This is a genomic window from Enterobacter sp. Y17 (genome assembly GCF_019730495.1).
GTDB classification, from domain to species: Bacteria; Pseudomonadota; Gammaproteobacteria; order Enterobacterales; family Enterobacteriaceae; genus Enterobacter; species Enterobacter asburiae_B.
In genome coordinates, this window is the sequence record NZ_JAASKP010000002.1 from 200,491 (window position 1) to 218,987 (window position 18,497).

General features: G+C 50.8%; 21 protein-coding genes and 1 tRNA gene. 10 read left to right on the forward strand and 12 right to left on the reverse strand.

Translation table 11 applies throughout. The features are described 5' to 3' along the window. The first annotated feature begins 10 nt into the window (after positions 1-10). The 3 genes from HCH49_RS15270 (at position 11) to HCH49_RS15280 (ending at position 1,894) form a co-directional block, all read left to right on the forward strand. Positions 11-475, forward strand: a complete 465-nt coding sequence (locus tag HCH49_RS15270; protein WP_023309232.1) for a phage tail protein — start codon at positions 11-13, stop codon at positions 473-475. Continuing rightward, a complete protein-coding gene (locus HCH49_RS15275; protein ID WP_221702942.1) occupies positions 472-1,626 on the forward strand; it encodes a phage late control D family protein in 1,155 nt (384 codons plus the stop codon). Before HCH49_RS15270 ends, HCH49_RS15275 begins: the two co-directional genes overlap by 4 nt. 67 nt (positions 1,627-1,693) lie before the next feature. After that, positions 1,694-1,894, forward strand: coding sequence for an ogr/Delta-like zinc finger family protein (locus tag HCH49_RS15280; RefSeq protein WP_029741756.1), 201 nt, complete (start codon positions 1,694-1,696; stop codon positions 1,892-1,894). 239 nt (positions 1,895-2,133) lie between these two features. On the opposite strand, the gene HCH49_RS15285 is transcribed toward HCH49_RS15280, so the two are convergent. The 4 genes from HCH49_RS15285 to HCH49_RS15300 are packed head-to-tail and all read right to left on the reverse strand — an operon-like array spanning position 2,134 to position 6,135. After that, a complete protein-coding gene (locus HCH49_RS15285; protein ID WP_221702943.1) occupies positions 2,134-3,933 on the reverse strand; it encodes a KAP family NTPase in 1,800 nt (599 codons plus the stop codon). Continuing rightward, complete coding sequence (locus HCH49_RS15290; RefSeq protein WP_221702944.1) at positions 3,930-4,967, reverse strand: tyrosine-type recombinase/integrase; 1,038 nt, start codon at positions 4,965-4,967, stop codon at positions 3,930-3,932. Before HCH49_RS15290 ends, HCH49_RS15285 begins: the two co-directional genes overlap by 4 nt. Positions 4,968-4,970: 3 nt before the next feature. Continuing rightward, positions 4,971-5,537 (reverse strand): PH domain-containing protein, encoded by a 567-nt coding sequence (locus HCH49_RS15295; RefSeq protein WP_221702945.1) that lies wholly within the window; start codon positions 5,535-5,537, stop codon positions 4,971-4,973. 16 nt (positions 5,538-5,553) lie between these two features. Continuing rightward, a complete protein-coding gene (locus HCH49_RS15300) occupies positions 5,554-6,135 on the reverse strand; it encodes a phage repressor protein CI (protein WP_221702946.1) in 582 nt (193 codons plus the stop codon). Positions 6,136-6,278: 143 nt separating this feature from the next. Between HCH49_RS15300 and HCH49_RS15305 the strand changes: the two genes are divergently transcribed. From HCH49_RS15305 to HCH49_RS22245, 5 genes are read left to right on the forward strand one after another with little or no spacing between them, the layout of a single operon-like run. Next, positions 6,279-6,500: a regulator gene (locus HCH49_RS15305; protein ID WP_221702947.1), complete on the forward strand. Its 222-nt coding sequence runs from the start codon at positions 6,279-6,281 to the stop codon at positions 6,498-6,500. A gap of 30 nt (positions 6,501-6,530) precedes the next feature. Further along, positions 6,531-7,034: a phage regulatory CII family protein gene (locus HCH49_RS15310; protein ID WP_221702948.1), complete on the forward strand. Its 504-nt coding sequence runs from the start codon at positions 6,531-6,533 to the stop codon at positions 7,032-7,034. 9 nt (positions 7,035-7,043) lie between these two features. Then, the gene (locus HCH49_RS15315; RefSeq protein ID WP_221702999.1) at positions 7,044-7,232 is read left to right on the forward strand and encodes a hypothetical protein; all 189 of its coding nucleotides are present in this window, start codon (positions 7,044-7,046) and stop codon (positions 7,230-7,232) included. 3 nt (positions 7,233-7,235) lie between these two features. Next, entirely contained in the window at positions 7,236-8,912 is a 1,677-nt protein-coding gene (locus HCH49_RS15320; RefSeq protein ID WP_221702949.1) for a phage baseplate assembly protein V, read from the forward strand. A 38-nt stretch (positions 8,913-8,950) separates the two neighbouring features. Further along, positions 8,951-9,316, forward strand: a complete 366-nt coding sequence (locus HCH49_RS22245; protein WP_260454144.1) for a hypothetical protein — start codon at positions 8,951-8,953, stop codon at positions 9,314-9,316. A 226-nt stretch (positions 9,317-9,542) separates the two neighbouring features. Here HCH49_RS22245 and HCH49_RS15330 read toward each other — a convergent pair whose 3' ends face one another. Both HCH49_RS15330 and HCH49_RS15335 read right to left on the reverse strand, forming a co-directional pair. Further along, a complete protein-coding gene (locus HCH49_RS15330) occupies positions 9,543-10,319 on the reverse strand; it encodes a hypothetical protein (RefSeq protein ID WP_221702950.1) in 777 nt (258 codons plus the stop codon). A gap of 149 nt (positions 10,320-10,468) precedes the next feature. Continuing rightward, positions 10,469-10,544 (reverse strand) — tRNA-Ile (locus HCH49_RS15335). A gap of 125 nt (positions 10,545-10,669) precedes the next feature. On the opposite strand from HCH49_RS15335, the gene mug reads away from it, so the two are divergent. Beyond that, a complete protein-coding gene (mug, locus tag HCH49_RS15340) occupies positions 10,670-11,176 on the forward strand; it encodes a G/U mismatch-specific DNA glycosylase (protein ID WP_221702951.1) in 507 nt (168 codons plus the stop codon). Between the two features lie 102 nt (positions 11,177-11,278). Here mug and rpoD read toward each other — a convergent pair whose 3' ends face one another. The 3 genes from rpoD to rpsU form a co-directional block, all read right to left on the reverse strand. Further along, positions 11,279-13,126 carry an RNA polymerase sigma factor RpoD gene (gene rpoD, locus HCH49_RS15345; RefSeq protein ID WP_023309228.1) on the reverse strand — a complete coding sequence of 616 codons (1,848 nt, stop codon included), beginning with the start codon at positions 13,124-13,126 and terminating at the stop codon, positions 11,279-11,281. Between the two features lie 153 nt (positions 13,127-13,279). Then, positions 13,280-15,025, reverse strand: coding sequence for a DNA primase (gene dnaG / locus HCH49_RS15350; protein ID WP_023333458.1), 1,746 nt, complete (start codon positions 15,023-15,025; stop codon positions 13,280-13,282). A gap of 115 nt (positions 15,026-15,140) precedes the next feature. Next, the gene (gene rpsU / locus HCH49_RS15355; protein ID WP_001144069.1) at positions 15,141-15,356 is read right to left on the reverse strand and encodes a 30S ribosomal protein S21; all 216 of its coding nucleotides are present in this window, start codon (positions 15,354-15,356) and stop codon (positions 15,141-15,143) included. 236 nt (positions 15,357-15,592) lie between these two features. On the opposite strand from rpsU, the gene tsaD reads away from it, so the two are divergent. Continuing rightward, complete coding sequence (gene tsaD, locus HCH49_RS15360; protein ID WP_221702952.1) at positions 15,593-16,606, forward strand: tRNA (adenosine(37)-N6)-threonylcarbamoyltransferase complex transferase subunit TsaD; 1,014 nt, start codon at positions 15,593-15,595, stop codon at positions 16,604-16,606. A gap of 44 nt (positions 16,607-16,650) precedes the next feature. Here the strand turns inward: tsaD and ureG are convergent, their stop codons facing one another. Genes ureG through HCH49_RS15375 form a run of 3 tightly spaced genes read right to left on the reverse strand, consistent with a single transcriptional unit; the run spans position 16,651 to position 18,491 of the window. Then, entirely contained in the window at positions 16,651-17,268 is a 618-nt protein-coding gene (ureG, locus tag HCH49_RS15365; RefSeq protein ID WP_014071813.1) for an urease accessory protein UreG, read from the reverse strand. Positions 17,269-17,277: 9 nt separating this feature from the next. Next, positions 17,278-17,952, reverse strand: a complete 675-nt coding sequence (locus HCH49_RS15370) for an urease accessory protein UreF (protein WP_063409301.1) — start codon at positions 17,950-17,952, stop codon at positions 17,278-17,280. Then, positions 17,952-18,491 carry a HupE/UreJ family protein gene (locus HCH49_RS15375; protein ID WP_221702953.1) on the reverse strand — a complete coding sequence of 180 codons (540 nt, stop codon included), beginning with the start codon at positions 18,489-18,491 and terminating at the stop codon, positions 17,952-17,954. The genes HCH49_RS15370 and HCH49_RS15375 overlap by 1 nt, the downstream gene beginning before the upstream one ends. Positions 18,492-18,497: the final 6 nt, after the last annotated feature.

Sequence of the window (18,497 nt, forward strand, 5' to 3'; positions counted from 1 at the left end):
GAGAGAAAAAATGTTAATGGTGCTGGGTCTGTTTGTCTTTGAACGACGAACCTTACCGTATCAGTCAATGATATTCACAAAAGACTACCGCTGGGCATCCAGCGCTCGCATCGGGAAACCCAAAGCCTGGCAGTACCTTGGCGAAGGTGAGACATCCTTTAGCCTCTCCGGCTTACTTTACCCGGAACTCACGGGAGGGCGGCTTTCCCTCAAGGCGGTTGAGCTGATGGCAAATGAGGGGCGGGCATGGCCGTTGATAGACGGTACCGGCATCATTCACGGCATGTTTGTCATTGAGAAAGTCACGCACACGCATTCGGATTTTTACAGTGACGGTACCGCCCGAAAAATTGAGTTTACCCTGTCGCTAAAACGCGTGGACGAATCGCTGATGACGACGTTTGGCGACCTGCGAACGCAGGCCTCAGAGCTGGTGGAAAGCGCACGGAATAGCATTGGAGGGCTGGTGGGATGATCACCGAAATGAATATCCGGGCGGGTGGAAAAATCGCCCCTGATTTTATGCTTAAGCTTGACGATCGTGATATCACGCAAAATTTCAGCCATCGTCTTATCAGCCTGACCATGGCCGACAAACGGGGGCTGGAAGCCGATCAGCTGGATATTCTGCTGGATGATTCCGACGGGCTGCTGGACTTGCCTGCCCGGGGGGCAAGGCTGTCCTTATGGCTGGGATGGGAGGGAACCCCGCTCGAGGAGAAAGGGGACTTTACGATTGATGCGATTCATTTCCGGGGCGCGCCGGACACGCTGACCATCCAGGGATTCAGCGCAGATTTTCGTGGAAAGCTAAACGTGCGGCGCGAACAGTCGTGGCATGACACGACGATTGGCGCGATAGTCGATACCATCGCTCAGCGTAACCAGTTGACCGCCAGCGTCGCGTCGGGGCTTGCATCCATCGCCATCTCTCATATTGACCAGTCTCAGGAGACAGACGCGGCCTTCCTCTCCCGCCTTGCTGAACGTAATGGAGCATTTGTTTCAATCAAAGCCGGGAAGATTATCTTTATGAAAGCGGGCCAGGCCGTGACGGCCAGCGGCACTCCGCTTTCCTTAATGATGATTGAACGTGGGGATGGAGATAAGCACCTTTTTTCCATAGCTGACCGTGAAAATTATTCCGGCGTAACGGCCAAATGGCTGCAAACGCGTGACCCCAAACAACAAAATCCTCAATTGAGTATTGCTCGTCAGTCCAGAGGGCAGCAGACAGAAGCACTGCAGCACCCGGATGCCGCCGCACCGGTAGCGGGAGCAGCAGGCAAGGAGCAGAAACCGCAAGAGAGGCTGGTGGGATCGGCGGAAAACGTATTTGAGCTCACCACGGTTTATGCCTCTGAAGAGCAGGCGCTCAGGGCCGCAGAGGCGAAGTGGCGCGCGCTTCAGCGGGGAACCGTAGAGTTTTCCATCCAGCTTGCCCTGGGACGCGCCGATCTGTTCCCCGAAACGCCGGTACTGGTAAACGGTTTTAAACGCGTCATCGACGAGCAGGCGTGGATCATCAGCGAGGTGGTGCATACCCTCAACGATAGCGGATTTACCACGCAGCTTAAGCTTGAGCTGAACGTCAGCGACGAAAAATTTACTGTTGATAGTGAGTAATGTAGTTGCTATTGGTTTTATTTTGGGTATTATTGATTCACAAAGTGTGAATCAAGTGGAGGGGTACATGTTTCATTGTCCTAAGTGCAAGCACTCTGCGCATGCGCGTACCAGTCGCTATCTAAGTGAAAATACCAAAGAGCGCTATCACCAGTGCACCAATGTAGACTGCAGCTGTACGTTCGTGACGATGGAGTCCGTGGAGCGCCTGATCGCGACCCCGGGCGCCTCTGAGCGTGTCCGAACGGCTTCGCTAAACCACGGTTAGCGGCTGCGTTGCCGGCTCAAAAAATCAATAAAAAAGCCACTCAATTGAGTGGCTTAATCATATGATTCTAAAACTAAAATTTGGTGGCCCCTGCTGGACTTGAACCAGCGACCAAGCGATTATGAGAACCATGTGAAAACATGTAAAATCAATTTTTTGATTAGAAATCAATAATATAAAAAATCAATATCCACCAAAGTTGGCCAATAATCTTAAGTTCGTGCGACACTTTTGCGACACTAGAAAGACTTTAACGCAGGGTGTAGTACAAGCCTTTCGATTCTGTATTGATCTAATCCTCTATGTAATCCCGCTTTAATAAGGAGATTATCACAGACCGTTTGCACCCATTGCTTTTCATTAGCAAGATTGTTATGTGCAGCCCCTCTGTAACGAACATTTAAGATCGAACCAACCTTACTCCATAGTTCAACAGGAAGTTTAAGCCAGTGATCAATGAAATTGTCGGGGTCAATATAATTCATAATATCTATATTAGAATATAATCCAGCTTCATTGGGAGTACCAATCAGTAACTTCTTAAAATATTCTATATTAGTATCTAATGCTTCAAGGATTTCATTAACATAAATTGGATACCTTTTGATTTGAGCTATTTTTCTGCATTTTCTTATATGTTCAACGATTCTGTTAATGTAATCTCTGTATGAGTCGCTTATCCAATACGTATGTGTATATGAACGCTCGTATATATCATCAATGAATGGCCCGGGATTTAATGGTTCAGGAAGTAGTAAATCTTTTTCTAAAAGAGTGTTAATGTAATTTTCTTGAGAATTAAATAAATCTTCAAAACTATATTCGATTTCTTTTTTTTCAGAGAGCATATAAGATAAGCAGAAGCTATGCATTATTTCCCCTATGTCAGTCATTGTGTTTTCTTCAAATTTATCAAACATTTCAACAATGGCTGTCCTTACATTTGTGCTCTCTTGATTATCAAAGTTAATTATTGTTAGCCACGGTGGGTTGTCAAATTTACGAATAAAAAATTTTGATACACCTAGAGACTTTATTATTTCTTCTTTTGGGTAGTCACCAGTTTTAATTATTTTGGCCGTTAACTCGTGGTCTAAAATATCGCTTCTTAAATCCATGTCATTATACTTGCGATAAAATGCTATTCTTTTTTTTGTTGGTTCATCTAATTCAGGTTGGTGGGCATCTTGTTGTTGTAAGATAATCGCGTATTGAATATAGTCCTGTGGGATTTCTTCTATATCAACAGTGCTTATATTCCCCATTTTATGTTCAATATTAACTATGCAAAAGAAATTGAAGAGCGCTTTCATTGCTATAGTATTTTTTAAATGAATAGGCTCAAGACACTCAAGAAGTCTATGACAATCGTTGATTAAATATTTTAATATCCTCAGTGACTTGCAATTGGTTTTTAAAAATGCACCAATTATTACTGGCTTTATGGCGTTGAAATTATTCAGTTTGAATTTTTCACTAAAGAAAACACCAGCTGCATCATCAATTTGAGGTTCGATTTGTATTGTGTGACCTATGATTTTTTCTTTGGTTTTGATGAAATCATCATGAGTTTCTTTGTCATGAGCTAGTATGATTACCTTGCATTGATGATGTTCAATATACTGATTTATAACGCCAAATATTTCTTTGTTCGACATTGGGCAACGCTCAAGGTCATCAAAGATTATTATTTTATTCCGATCGACAGTTAGTTTGATTAGTGGACTAAGTATATTTCCGGCTAAGGAACCTGCGCCGAAGGTAACTCCATTCAGTTCGGCAGATAGATCCTTTGTTATGTCTATTAACTTCTTGGCAAGGTTTTTGCCGGGAAACATTTTAGCAAATACTGTGTTATAAACTTCTTGGGAGTCGCTGATTCCGAATAAACTTACATGACATTGTAATTCATGAGGTATTGCTTTCATTACTTGGAACGTCTTTCCTGAACCCCATTCACCAGTAACTAGAACAGCAAAACCCGGCGCGTCCAGTCCTAGATAATAATCTAAATATAGTTCTAGGTTGTTTTTGTTCATTGGATTTCTCTTTTGTGAATGTTATTTAAAGGATTTAATCTCAATGCTTCTTCTAAGTGGTTTGGCGCGAAACGAGCGTAACGCATTGTCATTTTGATATCGGTGTGTCCGAGGGTTTTTTGAAGGACTAATATGTTGCCGCCGTTCATCATAAAATGGGATGCAAATGTATGTCTGAGAATGTGCGTCAACTGCCCGGCCGGTAATGCAATTCTAGCTCTTTCCAGAGCAGATCTAAAAGCGTAATAACACGGACTAAAAAGCGCTCCATTCTTTTTTGGCAGTTCAGCTATGATTGCTGGGTCTAATGGTATTGTGCGGTTGCGCTTACCTTTCGTTTTTATAAATGTGACCTTCCCAGCACCGATTTGGCTGCGCTTTAGTTTCTCAGCCTCTCCCCAGCGAGCGCCAGTAGACAGGCAAATTCTGACAATCATCTCCAAATCTTTAGCAGAGCTGTGGCGGCTTTCTTCTAAGAGCCTGTCAATCTGCTCTCCAGTAAGAAAGGCCATCTCACTTTCTTCTGTTCTGAACTGTCGAATGTTTTCTAACGGGTTTGGCGCTTCCCATTCACCAAGCCGTTTCAATTCATTGAATACAGAGAGGGAATACGCGTGCTCTAAGTTCATGGTGCGAGGCGAAACCTGAGTAACACGCTTAGTACGGGCAAAATGGCCATCGAGCCTTTTTGCCCGGTACGCGGTGAAAAGCTGGGCTGAGAATTCCGTAGCCAGGGGCGACCCCATGTACTGATCTGCCCAGAGCATGGTGCTTTTACGTTTCTCGCCGTCACGCAAAGTTATTCCGTGGCGCTCAAAACAGAGATGGACTAGATCCGAAAGACGGCGTTTGTCTTTGCCCTGGCCTAACCAGGGCGTGTCCTCAAATTTTTGCAGTGTGTAATTTTCAAACGCCAGCGCTTCGCCTTTAGTTGCAAACTTCCTACGAACCCGCTTGCCGTCTTTACCATCAGTTCTGTCTACAGTGTAAAAATCAGCAACCCATTGGCCGTTAGCTAACTTTCTTACAGACATAAATTAACCATTCAAAATGAGTTTTTTCTGCTGCTGGAATTCTTCTTCTGTAAGAATCCCTTCTTCTTTCATTTTTGCAAGACGTTCAATTTTCGCCATTTGATCATCGAATGATTCAGTGTCTTTGGTCGGTTCTTGTTGTTGCGAAGCAGGGGAGTTCAGAGAGTTTTTTGTTTCGTTCACTAAATTTGTGAAGGGTATAACTGAGCCTTTCATGACATTTTTGATTGTGTAGTTTTGGCCGCTAGTAGAAATCATAATTTCACCAAACATAAGCCCCGTCTTGCCGCCTACGCTCACAATGTTGTTGAGGTTGATGTCAACCTGCTTAACACCAAAAATCATGCCTTTATCAAGGAAAATTACGCGTTTATTTGTCAGTGTGATGAGCCAGGTGTTGCCGTCCATCATGCCACTGGCAATGGCCACCGGACGTTCGCCCGAGTTCAAAATTTCAGGGAGGTGAAAGAATTCTTTTTTTGTACCAAAGGGCGTGTCAGATACAACGCCAGCTAAGCGTTTCATCTCCGCTTTGAGTTGGTCTTTTGATGCTTTTTTGTAGTCAATCATCTTCAAATCCTTATGCTTATCTTATTGTTAATACAACCCTACCAAGAATTTTTATATCTTCTATTGCACAATCAAAGGCCATGCCGACGCCACTTACTCTGACTTTCTTAATTGGGATGCGGGTAAGTGTGCGAATGCTTATTTTATCTTCAATTTCAACCAACCACTGATCGTCATAAACCTCAGTAAATAAGGTATCCACGATAAATTGGCTATTACCTTCTAGGACGCAGTTTGGGGACTTAGGTAAAGGGACTCCCGGGAGGAATGAGACCTTATCCAACATGTACATGCCAGCATCGTAAAGAAGGCCATCAACGATTTTTCGACGAGGCATTTTTATAATGTCGAGTTCTTCGTCGTCAAATTTCCTGCCTTGACCTGTAGCAAGCCATTCTAACGATGCGCCAGTTTCAGCTACACACCTAACTACCATGTCAGCGGGAAAGCCGCCTCGTTTGTAGCATCCAGCCAGGCTACTCGATGCCATTCCAAAGTGATCGGCAAGCATCAGCTTAGACGTAAAGCCATAAGCATTAATCACTCTGTCGAGTACTTCACTGCTGTGGCTGATTTGTCCGTAAGAGAATTTGCCCATAATTTAGTCAGCTTTTCGTAAAATGCGATGAATCGATTTATTTGTCGCTTAATACGATCTGGTTTCTCCTTCTTGTAGCTTTTTACGAATGCAGGTTAATAACAGTGGATATTGGCGTATCCACAACAAGAGGAGTTTGCATTATGCGTCCCAACATTACAATCGTGATCCCCGATCCATACTTTCCACTTGATGAATATTGCCGCCGTATTGGCATGTCGCGAAGTACTGCTGAGTATTTGATTTCCTACGGAAAACTCCCTATCAAGCCTAAAGGTGCACAGAAAAAAGGGCTGGTTGAAGTGAACATGGCCGCCTTAACCGTAATGGCGTTAAGCGAATGTGATGTTTCGCTTAACGCGTAATTCATCGTACGGATTAGGGAGGAGCTAACAATGTTTGATTATCAGACTTCTAAACATGCTCACTTTGATGCAGCTTGCCGAGCGTTTGCGCTGTCGCACAATCTGGAAGATGTAGCCGCTGCCGTTGGGATGCGTCCGCAGATCCTCCGCAATAAGTTGAATCCGGTTCAACCGCACCGCCTGACCTGCGATGAGCTTTTGGCTATCACCGATTACACCGAAGATGCGCATTTATTGGACGGAATGCTGGGGCAGATTAACTGCCTTCCGTCCATTCCTGTTAATAACGCCACTGAAGCCAATATGCAGTTTTGCGCTTTGAGTGCCAGCGCCAATGTGGGGGCAATCGCTGGGGAAGCTGTATCGACTGAGCGTATGACAGCAGCACGCCGCACACAAATTCTCGATCGTGCCCGTGATGCTATCCGTTCCCTTTCCGTCCTGGCTTACACCGTTGAAAGCCATCTCCACTCTGCGCCGGTTCTCGCTGCTGCCGTCGATATCGTTACTACCAGCGCCAGCGGCATGATGTGAGGGATATCCATGAAAGCTTTTGTTATCAGCGTGCAGGAAAAACGTGAGGCCAGGGCAAGCGGCAAAAACAAAGCCGTGAAACAAACGCCAGGAAGTGGCAGCGGCAAGAACGGAGGCCAGGTAGCTGGTGAGGATGAAGAAAAACTGACGTGGTTTGAACGCAAGGTACTCAAGCCCGTAAATGATGCGCTGGTATAAAAAATGAAGCCGATTAAACGCCTGTACCTTTCAACGGATGAAATCCACCTGGCTGATGCCAGCCTGGTTCTGGAGCTGAACAGCTGCGGCCGGGGGTTTATTACTGCCGGAACAACGCAGGATTACACAGGCAAACTGGTGCGTCTCGATGTGGGTTATACCGATCAGGTTTTGCGCTGGTTCACCGGGTATGTGGAGCGCTCGCAACCTGCTGAAAATGGTTTCCAGCGGTTGTTTGTTCGTGAGCTGGTCGGTGTGTTTGAACGTCTGTGGCCATGCTCGTTCCAGCATCCTACGCTGCGCGATATAGCCAGCTGGCTTACAGAGCACAGCGGCCTGACCTTCAGCGTTCCGGATACAGAATATTCAGACCGTCCGATCCCACATTTCACCCACAGCGGGACGGGGTATCAGCTGCTGGATAATCTCGGAAAGGCTTTCGGCATTACGGATTACGTCTGGTATCAGCTGCCGGACGGCGCGGTATATATGGGCGGTGCGGAAAAAGCACTGTTTGCTGATCGCCCGATTGAGATCCCCCATGAATTTAACCAGGGGGCGGCTGGCGGGAACTCCATGACGCTTCCCCTGGTGCAGAGTTTGCGCCCCGGCGTGGATCTGAACGGGGAGAGGGTGACAAAAGTCCACATGCACAATGACACCATGGCTGTGACCTGGACGCCGCGCAACCGCTCAACGGGTCAGGCACTCCAGAAAACGCCCGTGCAGCGCCAGATTGAAAGCCATTATCCGGAGCTGGCATCCGGGATGCATTTACCAAAATTCGCCCGCGTCATGAATCCCGTTGAAGCGGTCAAAAGCGGCAATTTCTCCGATCCGTTCCGTCCTCGTTATGCGGTAGATGTACAGCTGTTAGACGCGGACGGCAACCCGGATAAAGACACGCCTGTTTACTCAGCTGTACCTCTGCCGGTTCCTATGGCAGGTAACGATTCCGGGATGTTCCAGTTTCCCCCTGAAGGGACGCTGGTTGAAATTGCTTTTACTGGCGGAAGGCCGGATAAGCCCTTTGTGCGGCAGACCGTGCCGGAGGGAACAAGCTTACCGGATATCCAGCCTGGTGAGCAGCTGCAACAGCAGCGTGCGGACGTGTCGCAGCGCGTCACCCAGGCGGGCGACTGGGTGAGGCAGACAGACCAGACGATAAGTGAAACATCTATGGCGCGGATGGTTAAGGCCGATACGGAACTGCGGGAGCTGGTCAGCCGGGAAACTAACATTAAGACCACGGACAAAGTTACGGTGCTGGGCACGTCCACGCTGATGGCCGGAGCCATTCAACAGGTATGTACAGGCGATTACAGCCAGGCAGTAAATAACCGCGTGGTGAGTATCGGCGGCAATGATGAAACGGACATAGCCGGGAGCCAGACAGTCACAACGGGTAAAGACCTGATCGAGAAAATTGGGCAAATACGTAAAAGTGTGGCGGCCGTGCAACAGCAGATTATTGCCCCAGTGGTATGGATTGGCTCTGGCACAATCAACGTGGCACAGCTGATGCTCGACACGCTCGATGTGGTTAAAGAGCTGGCAGAGCAAACGGCAAGCCACACACACAGCAACACGGGAGCACCGACCAACGCGGGAGCCATCCGGAGCACCGGAGCGAAAGCGGACACGCTAAACGGCAAATACTCCCCGGTTATTGGCAAGTAAACCTGTCCAGAACATAACCCGCGAAAGCGGGTTTTTTTATGCCCCTCATCCCCCACCGGGAATGTCTCCTCTCTATCCTCACAAACAGACTTTATCACGCGCAACCAGAAGCGCTCTGGCGTGTTCCAGCCTTTCAGGCAGTCAGCTCCACACTGAAAGTAGATCGTACCGACAGCAGAGCGCTGGAGCGTCACAGCATGGCAAAAAAAAATCTTTCGCAGACAAAAATCGCACTACACCGCACCCGCCTGCGATTTTTGGATCATAAAAATTTTTCAGTTTTATTTTTATTCAAACTGCATCGCCAGACCGCACCAGTGCTGGCTGCTTTGCGGAAATCCGAAACTGAAAAGATTGAAAAGAATCTCAGTATTTTTCACTTTCAAGGATCAGTAAAGAATTGAGAAACAATCATAACCATCAGAAAATTAAGGAGTAAATCAATTTTAAGTACAAAGGGGAAGATCAAGAGGTTGTGATGAACCGAAGAAGATGAACCTATAACTCTTTGAATGATGCGGGTTGGTGAGTTCCCGCATTAAACACATAACTGAAAAATCACGCAACATGTAGACAAGCCGCAATCCTTTTCGATGGCGAGATACGCTTTGTCTATAAGCTATTCTTGTTCTACTTCCCGGGTTGGCGAGTAGATTTTGCTTTTAGAAAATCTGCGTAACAGCGTTCTCTTGTTTGAGATGCATATGTAAGTGCTTTACTTATTCTTTCGGGAACAGTGCCAGTGTGAGGTGAGTCATAGATGCTGTGGTTAATCCCAAGTTCAGCTAAACAATCTAAAGCCAGCCTTAAGCTGTTTTCTGAAAGGTGGCTAATTTGATTAAATAAATTAGACGGTACTTGGCCTTCTCTTCTCCACCAGTCTTTGACGAACATTTCAAGTTCAAAAAGAGAATCGTAGTAAAGCACTAATTTTATTGCTTTGTTTCCGCTCAGATCTTTGAACTGACTTGTATTTGGATATAAAAGTGGGAGATGGGGAATAAAATCTTCTTTGAGGTCGCCTAGCTTAACAAGATTGTGAATGTTTGGATTAAGCGGAAGTCTGAGCTCGCCATTTTTGTTGTTCTCAGAAGCATTAGCACTGTAATTGATAATTGCTCTTTCTTGAATCTTCAACACCCGGACTATTGTTCTTAACAACTCGGGAGTGAGGTATTGTACAGCATCCTCGTCCTTTTGAATCTTGGCACTGGATTCTCTTTTTCTAGTGTTAAAGTCAGAAATCCATGCGCCTAATAACGAAGCCCCAGCACCAAACAAAGCCCCAGAAACGATAGCAAATCTGGATGTTGTAAGAAAAATACCCCCTAAGCAAAAGAGAAGCATTGCAGGACCAAAATGTGGGTTGGTTCTTAAAAAAATCAGAGCTTTTTTTTTCAAATCCATGTTCGTTCTCCCTCTTTCTTTAGGTACTTTCGAATAGCTACATGCCCTCACTTCAGAAGCAAAGGGGACGAAAAGGGGACAGTGACGCTTCATAGCAAAAAGCCATCCCGTTTTGGATGGCTTAATTATATGATTTTAAAGGTAAAATTTGGTGGCCCCTGCTGGACTTGAACCAGCGACCAAGCGATTATGAGTCGCCTGCTCTAACCACTGAGCTAAGGGGCCGTGGCGGTGAATTATAAAGTAACTCCCCGCAGCAATCCAGCCATTCATACCTGCCTGCTGTTTTTATAAACAACGCATAATCAATCCTTTATACTTCCCTGACGATGTATCGAGCGGGAGTAAAGATGATCAACGATATTCTGGCCCCAGGACTGCGGGTGGTGTTCTGCGGAATCAACCCGGGTAAGTCCTCGGCGCACACCGGTTTTCACTTTGCCCATCCGGGCAATCGCTTCTGGAAGGCGATCTACCAGGCCGGGTTTACCGACAGGCTACTCAAGCCCGAAGAGGAACAGCATTTGCTGGACACGCGCTGCGGAATTACCATGCTGGTCGAGCGGCCTACGGTACAGGCGAGTGAGGTTAACCTGCATGAGCTGCGCAGCGGCGGGCGGGAGCTGATCAAGAAGATAGAGGATTATCAGCCGGCCGCGCTGGCGATCCTCGGCAAGCAGGCCTACGAGCAGGCGTTTAGCCAGCGTGGAACGCAGTGGGGCAAGCAGAGCATCACGATTGGCGTGACGCAGGTGTGGGTGCTGCCGAACCCGAGCGGGCTCAACAGGGCGACGCTGGATAAGCTGGTGGAAGCGTATCGCGAGCTGGATGAGGCGCTGATGGTGCGGGGGCTGTAATCCTCTGAGGCCTGATGCCCTCACCCTTACCCTTTCCCACAGGGAGAGGGAATAAACAAAAAAAAAGCTCCCCGAAGGGAGCTTTTTCACTGTCAGGACCGATTAGTCGTCCAGGAAGCTACGCAGCACTTCAGAGCGGCTTGGATGACGCAGCTTACGCAGCGCCTTCGCTTCGATCTGACGGATACGTTCGCGGGTAACGTCGAACTGTTTACCCACTTCTTCCAGCGTGTGGTCGGTGTTCATATCAATACCGAAACGCATACGCAGGACTTTTGCTTCACGGGCGGTCAGGCCAGCCAGAACGTCGTGCGTCGCAGCGCGCAGGCTCTCGGTGGTCGCAGAGTCCAGCGGCAGCTCGAGGGTGGTATCCTCAATGAAATCACCCAGATGCGAATCTTCATCATCACCGATTGGTGTTTCCATGGAGATTGGCTCTTTGGCGATCTTCAGCACTTTACGGATCTTGTCTTCCGGCATCAGCATGCGCTCGGCCAACTCTTCCGGCGTCGGCTCGCGGCCCATCTCCTGCAGCATCTGGCGGGAGATACGGTTGAGCTTGTTGATGGTCTCAATCATATGCACCGGAATACGGATGGTGCGCGCCTGATCCGCGATAGAGCGGGTGATAGCCTGACGGATCCACCATGTTGCGTAGGTGGAGAATTTGTAACCACGACGGTATTCAAACTTATCTACCGCTTTCATCAGACCGATGTTGCCTTCCTGAATCAGATCCAGGAACTGCAGACCACGGTTGGTGTATTTCTTGGCGATAGAGATAACCAGACGCAAGTTCGCTTCAACCATCTCTTTCTTCGCACGGCGGGCTTTCGCTTCACCGATGGACATACGACGGTTGATGTCTTTAACCTGCTCGATGGTCAGGCCGGTCTCTTCTTCAATCTGATGCAGTTTCTGCAGGCCGCGATGCACATCGTCCTTCACGTCGTGCAGTTTTTCAGACCACGGCTTGTTCATTGCGATAGCCGCGTTGAACCAGGTTTCGCTGGTTTCGTTGCCGGTGAAGAGGGTGATGAAGTTCTTCTTCGGCATTTTGCACTGCTCAACGCACAGCTTCATGATGATGCGTTCCTGGGTACGTACGCGATCCATCATAACGCGCATGCTGTTCACCAGGTAGTCGAACTGTTTTGGCACCAGGCGGAACTGTTTGAAGACTTCAGACAGCTTCAGGATCTCTTCCTGAGCGGCGGCATGGCTGCGGCCTTTCGCTTTGATGGTGTCACGCGTCACTTCGTACTGGGTACGCAGCTCGGCAAACTTCTCACGCGCCAGCTCCGGGTCGATGCTGTTGTCATCGTCCGCGGTGTCGTCGTCGCTCTCTTCCTCATCTTCGTCTTCGTCATCATCCATCTCTTCCTGAGACAGTTCAGAACCGACGTGAGTGGCGGTAGGCGCCATATCTTCTTCAGCGTTCGGGTCGACAAAACCGGTGATCAGGTCAGACAGGCGCGCTTCTTCCGCTTCAACGCGATCGTACTGCTCCAGCAGATAGGTGATCGCTTCCGGGTACTCGGCAACGGAGCACTGAACCTGGTTGATCCCGTCTTCGATGCGTTTTGCGATGTCAATTTCGCCTTCGCGGGTCAACAGTTCAACGGTACCCATTTCGCGCATGTACATGCGGACCGGGTCAGTGGTACGCCCGATTTCAGATTCCACGCTGGACAGTACCTGTGCAGCAGCTTCTTCCGCATCTTCGTCAGTGTTGTTGGAGGTTTCAGCCAGCAACAGATCATCGGCATCCGGTGCTTCTTCCATCACCTGAATGCCCATGTCATTGATCATTTGGATGATATCTTCGATTTGATCTGAATCGACGATATCTTCCGGCAGATGGTCATTGACCTCGGCATAGGTCAGATAGCCTTGCTCCTTACCACGTTGGACAAGAAGTTTCAGCTGTGACTGCGGGTTTTGCTCCATAAGACGGTATCCACACTTAATTCGTTTGATTGGTGTCGGCGATGGGGCTGCCAACCTTTAAAGCGAGGGCGTACTTATATTTTTGCCGCTGCCTCTCAGTGCGGCTGCCGGGGGCTTCCCGATCGATATTCGGCACTTAAGCCGTTAAATTTTTTATTTCTTCGCCAGTTCCTGGTTAATCATCCAGAGCTCCCGGCGTTCTTCGCTGCTTAAACCGTGTGTGCGCTCGCGAGCAATCAACTCTTCCTGGCGCAGCTCAAGCATCGAATCAAACATATGGTTGAGTGAGTCGGTGAACGTTTTTTCTGCAATGTCCTTATCTGCTATATCGTCCCACATCGACAATTTTTCAAGGGTAGCGGCCTCTTTTGTGCCGCGATAGTGCTCTAAAAGTTGTCCGGTGGTCAGACCTGGCTGAGACAAACACGTATTGACCAGTTCTGAAAATAAGCCAAGTCCGGGCAATTTTTCGTGGTTTAAACCCGCCAGAGATGGCACCTGCGGCGCAAGCTCGGGGTTTTGGACCAGCAACCCTATCAGTATACGCATGGTTGTGCGTTTTAGCTGAGGCGCGGGGCGAACCGCACCGTTTTCAGCCTGTTTTGGCATTAAACGTTCAAGCTGGCTGTCATCCAGAATGCCGAGCTTGTTGCCTAACTCCTGACGCAGATAGATGCGAAGCGTTTCGCCGGGCACCTGGCTGATTAACGGCAACGCCAGCGTACTGAGCTGCGCGCGCCCGTCAGGGGTACTCAAATCGACCTGCGGCATCAGGCTGTTAAACAAAAACGTGGAGAGCGGCTGAGCCTGCTCCATCCGCGCTTCAAACGCCGCTTTGCCCTCTTTACGCACCAGCGTATCCGGGTCTTCACCGTCGGGCAGAAACATAAAGCGTAGCTGACGCCCGTCGGTCATATAGGGTAGCGCGGTTTCCAGCGCGCGCCAGGCGGCGTCGCGCCCTGCGCGGTCACCGTCGTAACAGCAGATGACGTTGTTGGTCACCCTGAACAGCAGTTGAATATGATCGGCGGTGGTGGACGTCCCTAACGACGCAACCGCGTAGTTGATGTCGTACTGCGCCAGGGCCACGACGTCCATATAGCCTTCGACGACCAGAAGACGCGGAGGTTCCGCATTATTCTGCTGCGCCTCATAAAGGCCGTACAGCTGGCGGCCCTTATGGAAAATATCGGTTTCCGGGGAGTTGAGGTATTTCGGCAGGGCATCACCCAGCACGCGACCACCAAAACCAATTACCCGGCCACGCTTGTCGCGGATCGGGAACATCACCCGTTCGCGGAAGCGGTCGTAGCTTCGTCCCTGGTCGTTGGTGACCAGCATGCCTGCATCGATGAGAGACTTACGATCTTCGCTATTGCCGCCAAAACGCTTTAACACGTTGTCCCAGCCGGGCGGGGCGTAACCAATAGCGAAACGCGCAATGACATCGTCGCTCAGTCCGCGCTTGTTCAGATACTGACGCGCAGGCTCAGCCGCAGAGTGCTTAAGAGACTGTTGGTAAAACGAATTCAGGCCATCCATCAGTTGATACAGCGTTTGCCGTTGATGGCGCTCGATCTGACTTGGCCCACTGCCTGCTTCATACGGCACTTCAAGGTTATGCATCGCCGCCAGCTCTTCGACGGTTTCAACGAACTCGAGCTTGTCGTAGTTCATCAAAAAATCGACGGCATTACCGTGTGCGCCACAGCCGAAGCAATGGTAGAACTGCTTTTCACCGTTTACGGTGAAGGAGGGGGTTTTTTCGTTATGGAACGGACAGCACGCATGGTAGTTCTTGCCCTGCTTTTTTAGCTTTACCCGCGCGTCGATGAGATCGACGATGTCGGTTCTGGCAAGCAGGTCATTGATGAAAACGCGTGGGATTCTTCCGGCCATATGCCCCGTTATTTTTAGTGACTCATAAACGAAAACAAGCCGCGCATTCCTTCCGGAAGCACGGCCTTACGACTATTACTCTGTCTGTCAATTGAGGGCTGAGGCCCTCAACCAATTAGTACAGACGAGTACGGCGTGCGTTTTCGCGAGCCAGTTTCTTCGCGTGACGTTTCACAGCGGAAGCTTTAGCGCGCTTACGTTCGGTCGTTGGTTTTTCATAAAACTCACGACGACGAACTTCAGCCAGAACACCTGCTTTCTCGCATGAACGTTTGAAGCGACGCAGTGCTACGTCGAACGGCTCGTTTTCACGTACTTTAATTACCGGCATGTAACTCTCACCTTTAATAAATTCGGTTTGCCGCTGGCATCAACGCCAGCTTATTTCAAAATGGTGCGGAATTTTACTGCAAATGCTGCTGCTTTGTAAAGCACCGATGCGATTTTGAAAGGGACTTTAATAAGGGTGAGGAGTATACACGAGCCTTCTTCCTGGGGCGAACAAAGTTTTACATCAACCCGCCCAGGCTCTACACTGCGCGGTATTGAAACGAGGTAAAACAAGTCATGCGTGTACTGGGTATTGAAACATCCTGCGATGAAACCGGCATCGCCATTTACGACGACGAAAAAGGGCTTCTGGCCAACCAGCTGTATAGTCAGGTGAAATTGCACGCTGACTACGGCGGCGTCGTACCTGAACTGGCCTCTCGTGACCACGTGCGTAAAACGGTTCCCCTGATTCAGGCGGCGCTGAAAGAGGCCGGGTTGAGTTCAAACGATATCGACGCTGTGGCCTATACCGCAGGCCCGGGCCTGGTCGGCGCGCTGCTGGTCGGCGCGACGGTTGGCCGTTCACTGGCGTTTGCGTGGGATGTGCCGGCGATCCCGGTTCACCATATGGAAGGGCATCTTCTGGCGCCGATGCTGGAAGAGAATCCGCCTGAATTCCCGTTTGTGGCGCTGCTGGTCTCCGGCGGTCATACGCAGCTGATTAGCGTAACGGGCATTGGCAAGTACGAGCTGCTGGGCGAGTCGATCGACGACGCCGCCGGTGAAGCGTTCGATAAAACCGCCAAGCTGCTGGGTCTGGATTATCCGGGCGGCCCGATGCTGTCAAAAATGGCGTCGCAGGGAACGGAAGGGCGCTTTGTCTTCCCGCGTCCGATGACCGACCGTCCAGGGCTGGATTTCAGCTTCTCCGGGCTGAAAACCTTCGCGGCGAATACGATTCGCAATAACGATGACAGCGAGCAGACCCGCGCCGATATCGCCCGCGCGTTTGAAGATGCGGTAGTGGACACGCTGATGATCAAGTGCAAGCGCGCGCTGGATCAGACCGGCTTTAAGCGTCTGGTGATGGCCGGTGGCGTGAGCGCTAACCGCACGCTGCGCGCGAAGCTCGCCGAGATGATGCAAAAGCGTCGCGGAGAAGTGTTCTATGCCCGTCCGGAATTCTGCACCGACAACGGCGCGATGATCGCTTACGCGGGAATGGTGCGCCTGAACGCGTGCGCAACGTCCGACCTGAGCGTGTCCGTGCGTCCGCGCTGGCCGCTGGCGGAACTGCCGGAGGCGTAATCCCTCACCCTAACCCTCTCCCACAGGGAGAGGGTATTATGGCCCTACACCCGCAACATCCCTTTCTCTTCCAGAAACGCAATAATCGTCGCTAACCCGTCACCCGCCTTCAGGTTGGTAAAGGTCCACGGACGCTCGCCGCGCATGCGGTTGGTGTCGCGCTCCATCACCTCCAGCGACGCACCGACGTACGGCGCGAGGTCGGTTTTGTTGATCACCAGAAAATCGGATTTGGTGATCCCCGGCCCGCCCTTGCGCGGGATTTTTTCCCCTTCGGCCACGTCGATCACGTAGATGGTCAGATCCGCCAGCTCCGGGCTGAACGTCGCGCTCAGGTTGTCTCCGCCGCTTTCCACGAAGATCAGATCCAGATTGCCGAACTTCTCGCTTAACGCCTCTACCGCCGCCAGGTTCATCGACGCATCTTCACGAATGGCGGTATGCGGGCAGCCGCCCGTCTCTACGCCCACGATGCGCTCCGGCTCAAGCGCGCCTGCCTCGGTGAGGATGCGCTGATCCTCTTTGGTGTAGATATCGTTCGTGACCACCGCCAGGTGATACGTGTCGCGCATCGCCTTGCAGAGCGCTTCCAGCAGCGCGGTTTTGCCCGATCCTACCGGGCCGCCCACGCCTACGCGCAGGGGATGTTTGTAATCAGCCATGTTGACTCCTCAGGAACGGAATAGTCGTGAATATTGGGTTTCGTGGCGCGCGGAGGCGATGGCGGACAGCGGCGTTGCTGCCCCCAGCGCGTCGTCGCTGCGCAAAAATGCCTGTTCAAGCCCGGCGGCGTAATGGTCGCCCAGTTCGATAATCAGCTGCTGCGCGGCCTGTTGCCCAAACGGCACCAGCTTGACGCCCGCCATCACCGCGCTCTCCATCCAGCTGTAGCCGAGGCTCAGCGCCAGCTCGCGCGCGCTAATGCCCCAGCGCACGCCGAGCCAGGCCATGCCGCAGAGCTGGCTTTGCATAAACAGCGGCAGCCATTCGGGCGGACAGTCAGGTTCCCAGCTCTTAATCAGCCGCGTAAACGCCGCTCCACGGTTGCGCTCCTCTTCGCGCAGCTCGCGCGTTTCCCGGCAGGCGAGAAGGTATGCCGTCCAGCGTTTTGCATTTGTAAGAGAGCGTTGCTCACAGGCCTGATAAAGGCGGATAAACAGCGGCAGATCGACGCAGAAAAAACTCTGCTCCATCTGCTGGATTTGCCAGCGTTTGAACGCGTCGGCGTCGGTAACCCAGCCTGCCTCAACGGCCCACTCCAGCCCCTGCGACCAGGTAAACGACCCGACCGGCAGGCTGCTGCTGGAGAGCTGCATCAGGCGCAGCCTCTGGCGGGCGTGCTCCATCAGCTCATCAGCGCCAGCAGGGCGGAGACAATCAGCCCGCCGCCGAAGGTTTTACGCAGGCCGTCGTGACGGCGCAGCAGCAGCCCCGCGGCAAAGCTGGCGCACAGCACCATGGCGCTGGCGAGCATAAAGCCGCTGGTGAAGAGCCAGAAGCTGTGGCCGGACATCTCCACGCCGTGCGCCCAGCCGTGGAACATCGCCAGGGCAGGTACCGCCAGCAGCAGACGGTTTTCAGTTTTAAACATCATCACGCCGGATACCGCCAGCGAGGCGATAATCAGCATCTCCATACCGCTGAAGCCGCCGAGCAGGCTGCCCGCAATGGCGCCGACAAGCATCATCCCGAGGGTGGCAAACGGCAGCAGGAGTTTGCGACCGCTCAGCGCCGAGAGCACGCCTGCACCCGCCAGCATCAGCAGATGATCGAGCCCGGTCAGCGGGTGGAGAAAACCGGCCTGAAAGCTGTCGGTGCCGTGGCCGGGATGCGCGAGCGCGGGAACGGAAAAAGCCAGCAGTAACAGCGGTAAATACTTGCGCATGATGGA

What these genes read in the sequence shown, in the direction of transcription:
- HCH49_RS15320 (WP_221702949.1), top strand. Translation starts at nt 7,236, where the DNA reads ATGAAGCCGATTAAACGCCTGTACCTTTCAACGGATGAAATCCACCTG.
- HCH49_RS15285 (WP_221702943.1), bottom strand. Translation starts at nt 3,933, where the DNA reads ATGAACAAAAACAACCTAGAACTATATTTAGATTATTATCTAGGACTG.
- rpsU (WP_001144069.1), bottom strand. Translation starts at nt 15,356, where the DNA reads ATGCCGGTAATTAAAGTACGTGAAAACGAGCCGTTCGACGTAGCACTG.
- HCH49_RS15295 (WP_221702945.1), bottom strand. Translation starts at nt 5,537, where the DNA reads ATGATTGACTACAAAAAAGCATCAAAAGACCAACTCAAAGCGGAGATG.
- rpoD (WP_023309228.1), bottom strand. Translation starts at nt 13,126, where the DNA reads ATGGAGCAAAACCCGCAGTCACAGCTGAAACTTCTTGTCCAACGTGGT.
- HCH49_RS15275 (WP_221702942.1), top strand. Translation starts at nt 472, where the DNA reads ATGATCACCGAAATGAATATCCGGGCGGGTGGAAAAATCGCCCCTGAT.
- HCH49_RS15330 (WP_221702950.1), bottom strand. Translation starts at nt 10,319, where the DNA reads ATGGATTTGAAAAAAAAAGCTCTGATTTTTTTAAGAACCAACCCACAT.
- HCH49_RS15290 (WP_221702944.1), bottom strand. Translation starts at nt 4,967, where the DNA reads ATGTCTGTAAGAAAGTTAGCTAACGGCCAATGGGTTGCTGATTTTTAC.
- HCH49_RS22245 (WP_260454144.1), top strand. Translation starts at nt 8,951, where the DNA reads ATGCCCCTCATCCCCCACCGGGAATGTCTCCTCTCTATCCTCACAAAC.
- mug (WP_221702951.1), top strand. Translation starts at nt 10,670, where the DNA reads ATGATCAACGATATTCTGGCCCCAGGACTGCGGGTGGTGTTCTGCGGA.
- HCH49_RS15305 (WP_221702947.1), top strand. Translation starts at nt 6,279, where the DNA reads ATGCGTCCCAACATTACAATCGTGATCCCCGATCCATACTTTCCACTT.
- dnaG (WP_023333458.1), bottom strand. Translation starts at nt 15,025, where the DNA reads ATGGCCGGAAGAATCCCACGCGTTTTCATCAATGACCTGCTTGCCAGA.
- HCH49_RS15310 (WP_221702948.1), top strand. Translation starts at nt 6,531, where the DNA reads ATGTTTGATTATCAGACTTCTAAACATGCTCACTTTGATGCAGCTTGC.
- ureG (WP_014071813.1), bottom strand. Translation starts at nt 17,268, where the DNA reads ATGGCTGATTACAAACATCCCCTGCGCGTAGGCGTGGGCGGCCCGGTA.
- HCH49_RS15270 (WP_023309232.1), top strand. Translation starts at nt 11, where the DNA reads ATGTTAATGGTGCTGGGTCTGTTTGTCTTTGAACGACGAACCTTACCG.
- HCH49_RS15300 (WP_221702946.1), bottom strand. Translation starts at nt 6,135, where the DNA reads ATGGGCAAATTCTCTTACGGACAAATCAGCCACAGCAGTGAAGTACTC.
- tsaD (WP_221702952.1), top strand. Translation starts at nt 15,593, where the DNA reads ATGCGTGTACTGGGTATTGAAACATCCTGCGATGAAACCGGCATCGCC.
- HCH49_RS15370 (WP_063409301.1), bottom strand. Translation starts at nt 17,952, where the DNA reads ATGGAGCACGCCCGCCAGAGGCTGCGCCTGATGCAGCTCTCCAGCAGC.
- HCH49_RS15315 (WP_221702999.1), top strand. Translation starts at nt 7,044, where the DNA reads ATGAAAGCTTTTGTTATCAGCGTGCAGGAAAAACGTGAGGCCAGGGCA.
- HCH49_RS15375 (WP_221702953.1), bottom strand. Translation starts at nt 18,491, where the DNA reads ATGCGCAAGTATTTACCGCTGTTACTGCTGGCTTTTTCCGTTCCCGCG.
- HCH49_RS15280 (WP_029741756.1), top strand. Translation starts at nt 1,694, where the DNA reads ATGTTTCATTGTCCTAAGTGCAAGCACTCTGCGCATGCGCGTACCAGT.